We start from the raw sequence: 12,645 nt of genomic DNA, 5'->3' as shown, positions 1-12,645 counted from the left end.
AAGGTGATCGTATTGAAGGTTCTCTGCATTGACGGTGGAGGAATAAGGGGAGTATTTGCCGTTGCCATTCTCGCTGAAATTGAAAAAGAATTAGGGAAGCCTGTCGGTGAAGCATTTGATCTGATTGCTGGAACGAGTACAGGGGCGATTGTCGCAGCCTCTGTTGCTCTTAAGAAGCAAATGAGTGAAGTACTTGATTATTACAAACGGTATGCGGAAAAAATTTTTCTAAGACAAGCGAAAGTCGGCTTTTTTAAGACAGTGTACAATGATCGGTACATGCGCCGTTTTTTTCAAAAAGCGTTCGGAGATGATTGTTTAGCAGACATTAAAAAACCGTTGCTCATCCCAGCCGTCGACCTTACCAATGGAAGGCCGTATATTCATCGGACGAATTTCGGGCGTGCTCCAAAGGAAAACGATCTTTCTATAAAACTTTGGGATGCAGTACTCTCGTCGTGCTCTGCTCCCCTCTATTTTCCGCCAAACAATATGGAGGGTAAATTTCTTTCCATTGATGGTGGCTTATGGGCCAACAATCCTTCTTTAGTTTGCTTAACTGAAGCGCTCCATCAGTTTGAGGAAAAATTTGAGAATATAACAATTGTTTCAATTGGAACGGGCAAACAAAAAATTGATTTTTCAAGCAAAACCAATCAAGACTGGGGAGCAAGACAATGGCTACCTTTGCAATTTCCTTCACTTAAAGTAACACCTAAATTACTTGACTTAGCATTGCATTTGTCGTCTGAATCAATTACCTACCATTGTGAGCAATTTCTTAAAGGAAATTATATCAGGATAAACGAGGATTTGGGTCGAGAGATTCCTTTCGACGAAGTGAAATTTATCGATGATATGATCGACTTCGCCAATGTTTGTTTAAGGAGGGAGAAGGATAATATCCTCCAGGTAATTTCAGCTGAAAAATAAAAGTCTACGACAGTTCGTAGACTTTTTTAATGGATTATATCAATAATAAATGTAAAATTATAAATTATTCCCTAGTTTATTCCCTTTTAAATCGGCAATTGGGATGGTAATGACCTTTCCGCCGATCTGCACATGTATCGTATCATTGAAAATGGCTTTAACTAAACCTTTTAAGGAAATTTGAGAATCAACTGCGATTTTCTTGTTATCAGGGGTTTTTGTCATTTTTTTCACCCTCCAAAAGTTAAAGTAAAATAAAAAAAGACAAATTCGAAATCCATCCTTCGAGATTGGATTTTTTTTATTATAAATCAAGTACTAGCAAAATATCAAACAAAAACAACTTTGTAATGTTTATGAGAGACGACCGTAAAAGGAGTATCTAAACTTAATTTATCTGCATCTGATGGTTCCAATTTTACGATGATACTCTGCTCCCGAATAATCGTTACCGTGCCGAAAAATGTATGTCCGAATCTAGTAAATTTAACTGTATCTCCGATAGCTGCTTTTTTTGAAGTCAATATAAACTACTCCTTATGCTGTGCTTTTTATCCTTCAAGCAAATAAGCATGACTTTATCGTCTAAGTCATTCAAATGATTGCCAATATCAGCCTATTTTTATAATTTATTCAATGTCACTGTTGATTTTGACTATGGAATCAGAGCGCCTTTTCAGCATAACTGAAAGGTGTGTGAAACCAAGGTTTTAAAAGAAACGAGCCAAAAATCTTTGCTCAAAAATATGGTTTAGCAAAACTTTTTAAAAAAATAATATGAACTTAAGTTCAAGTATGGCATTACTGAGAAAATAAGTCAACGAAAACATGAACTCTAGTTCAACTTAAGGGGCTGTGCTATAATAATCATGAGGTGGCGAAGATGACAGAAAAAGATGATGGACAACTTGTTGGCTCGTTTCCGATTATGCCAAAGCAAGCACGAGCCCAGCAGAAAAGAGAAGCATTACTCAGAAGTGGGAGTATTCTATTTGTGGAGAGAGGCTTTGATCAAACGACAGCAAAGGAAATTGCTCTCCATGCCGGCGTAGCAACAGGAACCTTTTATCGCTATTTTGCTGATAAGAGGCAGCTTCTTATGTCTTTGTTAGAAGAGAATTTTGATTTGCTGATGCCACCAAAACCAGATTGGGATAATGTGAACCCAGAGTTTTTTTTAGCAGCCTTAATGAAGGAACACTTTGGGAAAATGAACAGACTAGGATTGCATCGGGTTCTTCCAGAGCTGGTTAGTCGTGATCCAGAATTGGCTGAAGTGGTACGAAAGACGAAACGAATCATTCATAAGCAAATATATAATGGATTGAAAACGACAAAAGAGCATGGATTGACTTGGGATGACTTAAGCCTTGATACCATATCATGGACGATTATAGCGCTTCTTGAAAAAATCCCTGAAATGCATGCAGAAAGCGGGAAGGAACCAGATTTTCCGGAAATCGCAAAGATTATCTGTCGATTAGTATTTCCACCTGACAAACTTTCACAGCTTAAAAAAATACGAGAGATGAGTGACAAAAAATGGATATGACTAATTTTAAAAATGTAAAAATCGAATTAACGAGATTTATGATGGCATATAAATTCGCCCTTGATGAAATGAATACGAAAATTAATATTTTGAAAGAAGAGTTTAATTATATTCATGACTATAATCCGATTGAGCATGTCTCTTCTCGTGTGAAATCCCCGGAAAGTATCTTCAAAAAAATGTATCGAAAGGGATACCCTTTTTCCCTATCCTCTATTAAGGAAAATATTAAAGACATCGCAGGAATTCGTATTACCTGTTCATTTATTTCAGATATATATGAAATTAGCAATATGCTCCAGCAACAAAAAGATATCACGCTGTTGGCTTGCAAAGATTATATTTCCAATCCTAAGCCCAATGGTTATCAAAGCCTTCATTTAATCCTTGAGATTCCAATATTTATGTCTGATCGAGAAGAATTGATTCCAGTGGAAATACAGATTAGAACGATCGCAATGGACTTTTGGGCGAGCCTGGAGCATAAGATCTTTTATAAATATAATAAAGAAGTCCCGGAAAAATTGATTATGGAACTGAAAGATGCTGCAATAGTTGCATCAGAGCTTGATCAAAAAATGGAAAGAATTCATAAAGAAATGGCCATTATAAAGGAAACGAATCGAAAAAAAGAAGATGAGCAATTTCTTTTGAATATGGATGAGCAAACGCTTAAACTTTCCAAGAGTTTGCTTGAAACGTTTGCAAAATAGAATTGAAGGAGGAACTGCCAGAGAAGTCCATAAAATAAAAGAAATGGAGAAAAAGTTTTTCTCTTGAGGGATATTCTGAGGATGTTGTGGACAAAAGCTATCAATTTCGAATTCAGCATGTACTTTATCGAACCCGGCAGAGAAAATCTACGGAACGACCGATTGCCCTTGGTGTGATCCCATCTATTTCGACTTAGCGTCGTGATAGATGGTGGATTAACATTTAAGGGCTGTTTTTGCCTTCGTTTTCATTTCTTGAAGACGATATTTGACCGATTTTCCTTTGCTTTCGTACATTGTCCTATCCCGTACTAACAAAATCGTCCGGTTACTTAGACTTTACTGTAAAGGACGATTTTTTTGGCATTTTTCGAGAGTCAAAATGGCTATTTTGCCAGTTCTTTGGAGTGAGGATTTGGAGACTAGTGCGGGAAAAGCACGTTAAACTGAGATCCGCAGGAGCTTGCGATTTTGCGAAATCGAGTGTTTTCGAACGGAATTCAATCTATTTATAAGCTGCTGAAAGTTAGCCAATAAAGATGAGGATTCCGCTCTATTACATAAAAATTTCCATACGTTTGAAATCTTTGTAAGAATTTCTCACAAAATTTACAAATAATGCTAACATAAATGTTACAATATGATTCATATTATGAATTTAATCTTGGAAAAGTTTTCTTTTAGGTGCTGAACCGCTAGCTGACTTACGTTCATGCATTGTATGCAAGCTAAAATTAGGAAAGGAGTTGATTTGAATGCAGCAATATAAAGAAGATATGTCACTGGCAAAATACTTATTTCACCATGGGCAGAACTTTCGAGCATATGATTATTTAGGTTCGCATTTTACAGAAAATAACGAAAAATCAGGCTTTGTTTTTCGTGTCTGGGCGCCTAATGCTCGATCCGTTTCTGTAGTAGGTGATTTTAATCAATGGAATCCTCAATCCCATCCAATGAAAAAGGAGACAGATGAAGGGATATGGGAACTCTTTATTGAGGGATTGGATGAGTATTCATTATACAAGTTTGCTATTTTGACAAAAGATGAACGCATACTTTTTAAAGCTGACCCATATGCATTTCATAGTGAAACGAAGGAAAAAACAGCCTCGTTTACTTATCGATTTGAGCATAAATTTTCATGGACGGACGATGATTGGCAAAAGGTAAAGGCGAGGCAAAACATATATGAATGTCCGCTTAATATATATGAGGTTCATTTAGGTTCGTGGGTAAGAGCTGATAATGGTCACTATGCCAATTACCGTCTAATCGCCGATCGATTAATCCCATATGTGAAAGAAATGGGCTATACCCATTTAGAGTTATTGCCGTTAGCTGAGCATCCGTATGATCGTTCTTGGGGCTACCAAGTTTGCGGCTATTATAGCTTAACATCAAGATTTGGCAAACCGGAGGATTTTATGTATTTTGTAAATTTGGCGCATGAACATGGAATTGGCATTATTATGGACTGGGTTCCGGCTCATTTTCCTAAAGATGCCCACGGATTATATGAATTTGATGGTCAGCCATTGTATGAATATCAAAACCCTTATAAACAAGAACATAAACAGTGGGGGACGAGAATATTCGATTTTGGTAGAAAAGAGGTCCGCTCCTTCCTCATCTCAAACGCCCTCTTTTGGATGGAAAAGTATCATATTGATGGAATTCGAGTAGATGCCGTTGCCTCGATGCTCTATTTAAATTACAACAGAGAAAATGGAGAATGGAGGCCGAATATTCATGGAGGCGATGGGAACTTAGAAGCAATAGAATTTATTAAAGAATTGAACCACACTGTACTAACTAATTTTCCTCATAATTTGATGATAGCAGAAGAATCTACAGCCTGGCCAGGTGTTACACTTCCCCCATCCTACGACGGTTTAGGCTTTAATTTTAAATGGAATATGGGTTGGATGAATGATGTTTTATCATACATTAAGGTCGATCCCATTGCACGTCAATATCATCACGACAAATTAACATTCCCAATTATGTACGCTTGTGAAGAAAATTTCATATTACCAATTTCTCATGATGAAGTTGTTCATGGAAAACATTCATTATTAGATAAAATGCCTGGAGACTACCATGAAAAGTTTGCTGGAGTTCGAAGTTTTCTTCTTTATATGCTTAGTCATCCAGGGAAGAAACTTATGTTTATGGGTGCCGAGATCGGTCAATTTATCGAGTGGAATTGTGAACAACCACTGGAATGGTTTTTGCTGAAATACGAATTACACAAGAAGCTGCGACTTTTTTTTAGCGAAGCGAATCATTTTTATTTACAGAATTCTCCCCTTTGGCAATTAGATTGCAACGAAGAAGGCTTCAAATGGATTTGCCCAAATGATAATAAAAGGAATGTTTTAGCGTTTCGCCGCATCGACAAACATGACAACGATTTGCTCGTTATTGCTAATTTCTCACCCGTGTTATGGGATGATTATTATTTAGGTGTTCCTCAAAAAGGAGTATATAAGGAAGTATTTAATACCAATTTGAAGAAGTTTGGCGGTTCAGGTCTTCGGAATCGCAAGTTATTAGCAACAAGAGATGAGCTAATGCACGGATTTGAGCAATACATTTCTGTTACAGTGCCACCTTTAACCACTATGGTTTTTCAATATAATGAGCGTCAAAAAGTGAGGATTTGAGAAGAAAAGGGGGAGGATTTCATGTTTAGAAAGAAAAAATGTGTGGCAATGCTCCTAGCTGGCGGACAAGGAAGCAGACTTTATGTACTCACAAAACAAATTGCGAAGCCAGCAGTGCATTTCGGTGGAAAGTATCGAATTATCGATTTTACTTTATCAAATTGTATTAATTCTGGTATTGATACAGTCGGTGTGTTAACCCAATATCAGCCACTTGAGTTGAACGATTACATCGATAATGGCGAACCATGGGATTTGGATCGAACATATGGGGGTGTTCACATCCTTCCTCCATATCAGCGTGTTCATGGGGGAGATTGGTATAAAGGAACGGCAAATGCGATCTATCAAAATATGAATTTTATTGATCGGTATACACCGGAATATGTGCTTATTTTATCAGGTGATCACATTTATAAAATGGATTATAGCAAAATGCTTGACTATCATATTGAGAAAAATGCGGACTGCACGATTGCTGTACTATCTGTTCCGCTTGAAGAGGCAAGTCGTTTTGGGATAACGAATACGTATGATGACGGAAGAATCTATGAGTTTGAAGAAAAGCCAACGGAGCCTAAAAGCAATAAGGCGTCGATGGGGGTGTATATTTTCAAGAAGGAGGCATTGTATCGCTATTTAATTGAGGATGAGGCCGATGAATATTCGTCAAAAGATTTTGGCAAAAACGTCATTCCAGCCATGCTTCAAAGCGGTGAAAAATTATATGCTTATCCGTTTCAAGGGTACTGGAAGGACGTTGGAACATTGCAGTCCTTATGGGAGGCGAATATGGACTTATTAGGAACATCCCCAAAGCTTGACTTAAATGACCATAAATGGAAAATCAGCTATCGTCACTATCCTGATCACCCTCACTATATTGGGAAAGGGGCAATGGTGGCAGACAGCGTGATCGCAGAGGGCTGTGAAATTCATGGCACGGTTGTAAACTCAGTTCTCTTTAGCGGAGTAACAATTGAAAAAGGGGCGGTAGTAAAGGATAGTGTCGTGATGAGAAACACTCTTATAAAAGAAGGGGCATCAATCGATTACAGCATCGTTGATGTAGGCGTTCAAGTTGGTCAAAATGTGAAAATTGGCGAAGAAAAAGTAAACGAGGGAGAGCTGACGGTTTTAGGAAGTGGTGTAAAGGTTAAGGAAGATACATTTATCCATGGCGGCGAAATCGTTGACAGCAATATGTATATCAAGTATTTAGAAAAACCCATGGCAAAAGGTTTTGCTATTACTCGAAAAACAGACGGTGCCATACATGCTAATTTTCTTGAAAGAGGGGTTGTCGAATGAATGCCGTAGGGATCGTCTTTTCTAATATTGGCGATAAACATGTACCTGAGATTACAAAAAAGCGAATTATGGCCACTGTACCGTTTGGCGGAAGATACCGTCTTATTGACTTTGTGCTTTCAAATATGACAAACTCTGGCATCAATAAAATTGGGATTATTGCAAAAAGAAATGACCAAAATATGATCGATCATATTGGAACAGGAAAGGCTTGGGATTTGGCGCGGAAAAGAGGCGGGATTCGCGTGATTCAGCCTTATGGTGATGATTCTGATGGAATAATTCCCATTGATAACCGCTTAGAAACATTAAAAGGAATTATGTATTACTTGGATAAAACCGACGAAAAATACGTTATTTTATCTGATTGCGATATGGTTGGTAATATTTCCTATGCAGATCTTCTTCATAACCATATTGCGCAAAATGCTGATGTTTCTGTTTTATATAAAAGAAGCAGCGAATACGTCAGCTGGAAAAGAACACGAACGCTATTAGAATTGGATGAAAACGAAAGAATTGTAACGGTTAAGGACTCAAGTAAAGCGAAGAAAGGCGATGCCTTGTTTTTAGGAACAATGATTTTACAAAAGGATTTTTTAAAAAGACATATTCTCAAGGCTGTCCATTATGGATATAAACGATTGAGTGATTATTGCAAAGAGTTTTCGGCAGATATAACAATGAAAGGAATTGAGTTTAAGGAATACTCGGAATATATAGATTCGCTGGAAAGCTATTTGAAATGCAATTTGGATCTGCTAAAGCTAGCGGTGCGAGAGGATCTTTTTCGGAAGATTTATCGTCCGATTTACACAAGTGTTAATGATTCAGCTCCTAGTAAATATGGTATGAACGCGGTCGTTGAGAACTCTATCATTGCAGATGGCTGCATCATTAATGGAACAGTCAAAAATTCTGTTGTTTTTCGAGGTGTAAAAATTAAAAGTGGTGCGACAGTGAGCAATAGCATCGTAATGCAAGATAGCGAGATTGGAATTAATGCTACGTTAAACCACATTGTGACCGATAAAAATGTCATTATTGGCGAAAATAGGATGCTGTGCGGACACCAAACCCATCCATTTTATATTGATAAAGGAGCAATTATATAAATTTTAAAGTTGAAAAATTGAAGACAGCAAAACGGCTGTTTATAGAGGAATAGCGACAATGATTGCTGTTCAACAAGGGTTGAGATATTAAAAAAATTGGAATCCTTTGGTGGTGAAGGGAAATGAGGAAGCAGGAGATTGTCAATGATGATCGAGTGAAAACCGAAAAAAATGTAAATTGGCAAGTGAAAATTGTCAATGACAGGTTAGTAGAGCTGGGGAGCAGCAATGTTTCCATTAGAAGAAAGAGTGTGAAAGAAACGTCAAAAGTAAGCCATGGGGATGATAAGATAAATATATTAATAGCAGCTTCGGAAGGAGCTCCATTTTTTGTAACGGGGGGACTTGGTGAAGTTATCGGTTCTCTTCCGAAAGCTATTATGAAAGAAGATAGTCACCAATTCGATATACGGGTAGTGCTTCCACTTTATGAATCGATCCGTCCAGAGGATAGAAGTCAATTGGAGTTTCTTGGCCATTTTGACGTATCTCTTTCGTGGAGGAAGCAATATTGTGGCGTTTTTCAAATCGAAAAGAATGGTGTTATTTATTATTTTATTGACAATGAGTTTTATTTCAGAAGAACGGTCCCTTATGGTTATGGGGATGATGGAGAGCGATTTGCCTTTTTTAGTAAAGCAGTGCTAGAAAGTATCCACTTGATGAATTTTCAACCGACAATTATCCATTGCCATGACTGGCAAACGGCTTTAATCCCAGTTTATCTTCATTTTACTCACCACAATATGGGTATGAAGTCCCTCTTTACCATTCACAATATTGAATATCAAGGAATACATGATTTAAGCATCATTGACGACATTATTGGTTTGCCAAAAGAAGCAGGTGCAATTCTAGAATATAAAGGTGCCGTTAATTTAATGAAAGCTGCAATAGAAACGGCCCATCAAGTAAATACAGTAAGTCCTAGCTATGCAACTGAACTGAGATACGATTATTTTGCTAAAGGGCTGGCTTCTATTATTCAAAGGAATGAAAAAAAGCTGTTAGGTATTTTAAACGGAATTGACATAGATCTATATAATCCACAGACAGATAGTGCCTTATTTACGAATTACGATCGAAATTCACTTGATAAAAAAAGAGAAAATAAGCTTCAACTTCAAAAACTCGTTAATCTTCCGGCGGATGAAAAGGTTCCACTGCTCGCCATCGTAAGCAGACTTGTTCCACATAAAGGGCTTGATTTAGTTACAGGAATGATGGAGAAATTGATGAATGAACAGGTTCAAGTAATCGTTTTAGGGATTGGTGAGAGAAAGTATGAGGACTATTTTCGCTGGATTCACGAACAATATCAAGGAAAAGTCGCGGCACTTATTAGCTTTAATCAAGATTTAGCAAGAAAAATTTATGCCGGTGCAGACTTTTTCTTAATGCCTTCACAAAGTGAACCTTGTGGATTAGCACAAATGATTGCCTTAAGATATGGAACGGTTCCTATTGTCCATGCAGTTGGAGGTTTGCGTGATACAATTCAAGATTGCTCTATTGGTGAGGGGAACGGATTTGTGTTTGAACAGTATAACAGTGATGATCTATTTGCTGCGATTAAGCGTGGATTAAAAGCCTATGAAAATGAAGAAAATTGGGATTCACTACTTAAATGGGTGATGAATCTCAATTATAGCTGGGAAAAATCAGCGAAGGAGTACGAGAAGATCTACTTAAATTTAAATGGGGTCCACGTGTAGTGGACATATTCATTTTTTGCAAAAGCGATAGGTAAGGAAAATGAACAATAAAAGCAGCGTTGGAATAAGGAGATATTTACGTGTATTCAATCAATCACTGTAAGAATTAGATGTTGTCATAAACTATAAAACCCGTTTTGACAGGAGGTATCTCCATGGAAAGCAACATGACCAAGGAAGAATTAAGAGCGCTGATAGAGAATAAATTATCAAGGCATTATGGAATCTCTATAGATGAAGCAGATCGGGCTCAAATGTACAAAAGCTGTGCAAGAACTATTCTCGAATTGTTATCAGAGAAACGTACAAAATTTAATCAAAAAATTAAAGAGAGCCAAGCAAAGAAGGTTTATTATCTTTGCATGGAGTTTCTTGTAGGACGTTCTCTTAAAAATAATTTATATAATTTAGGATTAGAGGATGTATTTCGTAATGTGTTGAAACAATGGAATTTTGACTTAGAGGATCTTTATAATGAAGAACCAGATCCAGGCCTGGGCAATGGAGGGCTTGGCAGACTTGCTTCATGTTTTATGGATTCATTACCAACACTAGAATACCCTGCAACAGGGTATTCAATTTGTTATGAGTACGGACTTTTCAAGCAAAAAATTGTTGATGGCTGGCAAATGGAGCTGCCTGATATTTGGTTACCTGGTGGTCATGTGTGGTTAAATCAACGAAATGATCTTGTCTGTCATGTTCGATTTAATGGCCATGTTGAGGAAAATTGGACAGATGAAGGTTTGCAAATTAAACATCTTAATTATGATGAAATTGAAGCTGTCCCATATGATTTAATGATCTCCGGTCTAGATTCAGAAGGGGTAGCGATCCTACGGCTTTGGCGAGCAAGAGATTTAAATAATTTTGACATGAGTTCATTCGCCAGTGGTGATTATGATCGCGCTATGACAGAGAAAATGAATGCAGAGGTTATTTGTAAAGTTTTGTATCCGTCTGATAATCATTTTGAAGGAAAGACTCTTCGTTTAAAACAACAATATTTTCTCGTTTCCGCAACTGTGCAGGATATTATTGCAGAGCATCTGCAACAGTATGAAACGTTAGATAATTTTAGCGAAAAAGTAGCTATTCATATAAATGATACTCATCCTGCCCTTTGTATTCCTGAACTCATGCGGATACTTGTTGATGACTATCACTATAGTTGGCAAAGGGCGTATCAGTTGGTAAAAAAAACGGTTAGCTATACGAATCATACGGTGTTGTCTGAAGCGTTGGAGAAATGGCCGGAGGATCTCATTAAAGGACAATTGCCACGTATTTATGGAATTATGAAAGGCTTGAATGAAAGCTATTGTCAAGAATTGTGGAAGCGATATCCAGGAGATTGGGAAAAAATTGAACGGATGTCGATTATTAGTCATGGTCAAGTGAGGATGGCAAATTTATGTGTGATTGGTTCGTCCCATGTCAATGGCGTATCGAAGCTGCATTCGGAAATCATTCAGAAGCATATTTTTTCTGATTATTATCGACTCGACACTAAGAAATTTATTAGTGTAACGAATGGGATTGCTCATCGAAGGTGGCTTTGTCAATCGAATCCGCTTCTAAGTCAGCTTCTCGATGATTGCATTGGTCCAGATTATAAAAAAGACGCTAGCCAACTTGGGAAATTTCGCAATTTTTATGAAAATAAAGAAGTTCTCAGTAGGCTACAAGCGATCAAACAGGCAAACAAAATTCGTTTTTCCAATCAACTCCAGCAAAATGGGATTGTAATCGACCCTCAGTCAATCTTTGTCGTGCAGGCAAAGAGGTTGCATGAATATAAGCGCCAGTTGCTTAATGTGTTAAAAATCATCTCCCTCTATTTAGATTTAAAGGATGAGCCAAATTTATCCCTTCCTCCGCAGACATTTTTGTTTGCGGCAAAAGCAGCTCCAGGATATTATTCGGCTAAAGAAGTGATTCGACTAATTTGGAATTTGAGTAACGAGATTGAAAAGGATGCAACCATAAGAGAAAAAATTCGCGTAGTCTTCTTAGAAAATTACGATGTCACAATGGCGGAGGGATTATTGCCAGCCGCTGATGTTAGTGAACAAATTTCTCTTGCTGGAAAAGAAGCGAGCGGTACGGGAAATATGAAGATGATGATTAACGGGGCGCTCACAATCGGAACGATGGATGGAGCCAATGTCGAAATTTATGAAGCAGTAGGAAAAGAGAATATTTTTATTTTTGGAATGACTGCAGAGGAAGTTGAGAACAAATGGAAGGAAGGTTATGCTGCTTACTCATATTATCATAACAATGAAAAGATACATAGGGTAGTCGAGTATTTGCGCCATGGCTTTAATGGGGAGTCGTTTGAATCCATCTATCGTTACTTATTGGTAGGGGATTACGGCATTGGCGATCCATATATGTGTCTTGCTGATTTCGAAAGTTATCTGGATGTATACAAGGAGCTGCTTGAAGCGTATCATGCTCCATTTAGATGGAGTCAAAAAGCATTAATCAATATTGCTGGTGCTGAACGTTTTGCAGCTGACAGGAGCATTCAAGAATATACGAATAAAATATGGAATATTCCGACTCTAGTATAACTAATATTTAAAATTAAGAAGGTCATTGAGTAGAAATATAAAGCAAGGAAAAAAGGAG

10 protein-coding genes are annotated in these 12,645 nt (G+C 37.5%); 8 read left to right on the top strand and 2 right to left on the bottom strand.

Translation table 11 applies throughout. The annotated features are described in order from the left end of the window. Positions 1–3: 3 nt before the first annotated feature. Positions 4–933 (top strand): CBASS cGAMP-activated phospholipase, encoded by a 930-nt coding sequence (locus tag FCJ93_RS15225; protein WP_408014802.1) that lies wholly within the window; start codon positions 4–6, stop codon positions 931–933. A 57-nt stretch (positions 934–990) separates the two neighbouring features. Here FCJ93_RS15225 and FCJ93_RS25035 read toward each other — a convergent pair whose 3' ends face one another. Further along, positions 991–1,158 (bottom strand): hypothetical protein, encoded by a 168-nt coding sequence (locus tag FCJ93_RS25035; protein ID WP_170211323.1) that lies wholly within the window; start codon positions 1,156–1,158, stop codon positions 991–993. 104 nt (positions 1,159–1,262) lie between these two features. Next, positions 1,263–1,457 carry a DUF2187 family protein gene (locus tag FCJ93_RS15220; protein WP_170211322.1) on the bottom strand — a complete coding sequence of 65 codons (195 nt, stop codon included), beginning with the start codon at positions 1,455–1,457 and terminating at the stop codon, positions 1,263–1,265. A gap of 359 nt (positions 1,458–1,816) precedes the next feature. Here FCJ93_RS15220 and FCJ93_RS15215 point away from each other — a divergent pair, with 359 nt between their 5' ends. The 7 genes from FCJ93_RS15215 (at position 1,817) to FCJ93_RS15185 (ending at position 12,587) form a co-directional block, all read left to right on the top strand. Further along, positions 1,817–2,485 carry a TetR/AcrR family transcriptional regulator gene (locus FCJ93_RS15215; RefSeq protein ID WP_137744073.1) on the top strand — a complete coding sequence of 223 codons (669 nt, stop codon included), beginning with the start codon at positions 1,817–1,819 and terminating at the stop codon, positions 2,483–2,485. Continuing rightward, positions 2,476–3,198 carry a GTP pyrophosphokinase gene (locus tag FCJ93_RS15210; protein ID WP_095306167.1) on the top strand — a complete coding sequence of 241 codons (723 nt, stop codon included), beginning with the start codon at positions 2,476–2,478 and terminating at the stop codon, positions 3,196–3,198. The genes FCJ93_RS15215 and FCJ93_RS15210 overlap by 10 nt, the downstream gene beginning before the upstream one ends. Positions 3,199–3,953: 755 nt before the next feature. Then, positions 3,954–5,867, top strand: coding sequence for a 1,4-alpha-glucan branching protein GlgB (glgB, locus tag FCJ93_RS15205; protein ID WP_137744072.1), 1,914 nt, complete (start codon positions 3,954–3,956; stop codon positions 5,865–5,867). 21 nt (positions 5,868–5,888) lie between these two features. Continuing rightward, positions 5,889–7,178 carry a glucose-1-phosphate adenylyltransferase gene (locus FCJ93_RS15200; RefSeq protein ID WP_137744071.1) on the top strand — a complete coding sequence of 430 codons (1,290 nt, stop codon included), beginning with the start codon at positions 5,889–5,891 and terminating at the stop codon, positions 7,176–7,178. After that, positions 7,175–8,293, top strand: coding sequence for a glucose-1-phosphate adenylyltransferase subunit GlgD (gene glgD, locus FCJ93_RS15195; RefSeq protein WP_137744070.1), 1,119 nt, complete (start codon positions 7,175–7,177; stop codon positions 8,291–8,293). The genes FCJ93_RS15200 and glgD overlap by 4 nt, the downstream gene beginning before the upstream one ends. 122 nt (positions 8,294–8,415) lie before the next feature. Beyond that, entirely contained in the window at positions 8,416–10,008 is a 1,593-nt protein-coding gene (locus tag FCJ93_RS15190) for a glycogen synthase (RefSeq protein WP_095306163.1), read from the top strand. A 155-nt stretch (positions 10,009–10,163) separates the two neighbouring features. Further along, the gene (locus FCJ93_RS15185; RefSeq protein ID WP_137744069.1) at positions 10,164–12,587 is read left to right on the top strand and encodes a glycogen/starch/alpha-glucan phosphorylase; all 2,424 of its coding nucleotides are present in this window, start codon (positions 10,164–10,166) and stop codon (positions 12,585–12,587) included. The last annotated feature ends 58 nt before the right edge of the window (positions 12,588–12,645 follow it).

It is taken from the genome of Robertmurraya siralis, assembly GCF_005502275.1.
GTDB classification, from domain to species: Bacteria; Bacillota; Bacilli; order Bacillales; family Cytobacillaceae; genus Robertmurraya; species Robertmurraya siralis.
Note: the sequence above shows the minus strand (reverse complement) of the source record. Positions and strands in the feature narration are given on the sequence as shown.

Bases quoted from the DNA above. Each gene is read 5' to 3' on its own strand.
- FCJ93_RS25035 (WP_170211323.1), bottom strand. From the start codon at position 1,158: ATGACAAAAACCCCTGATAACAAGAAAATCGCAGTTGATTCTCAAATT.
- FCJ93_RS15215 (WP_137744073.1), top strand. From the start codon at position 1,817: ATGACAGAAAAAGATGATGGACAACTTGTTGGCTCGTTTCCGATTATG.
- FCJ93_RS15210 (WP_095306167.1), top strand. From the start codon at position 2,476: ATGGATATGACTAATTTTAAAAATGTAAAAATCGAATTAACGAGATTT.
- glgB (WP_137744072.1), top strand. From the start codon at position 3,954: ATGCAGCAATATAAAGAAGATATGTCACTGGCAAAATACTTATTTCAC.
- FCJ93_RS15200 (WP_137744071.1), top strand. From the start codon at position 5,889: ATGTTTAGAAAGAAAAAATGTGTGGCAATGCTCCTAGCTGGCGGACAA.
- glgD (WP_137744070.1), top strand. From the start codon at position 7,175: ATGAATGCCGTAGGGATCGTCTTTTCTAATATTGGCGATAAACATGTA.
- FCJ93_RS15190 (WP_095306163.1), top strand. From the start codon at position 8,416: ATGAGGAAGCAGGAGATTGTCAATGATGATCGAGTGAAAACCGAAAAA.
- FCJ93_RS15185 (WP_137744069.1), top strand. From the start codon at position 10,164: ATGGAAAGCAACATGACCAAGGAAGAATTAAGAGCGCTGATAGAGAAT.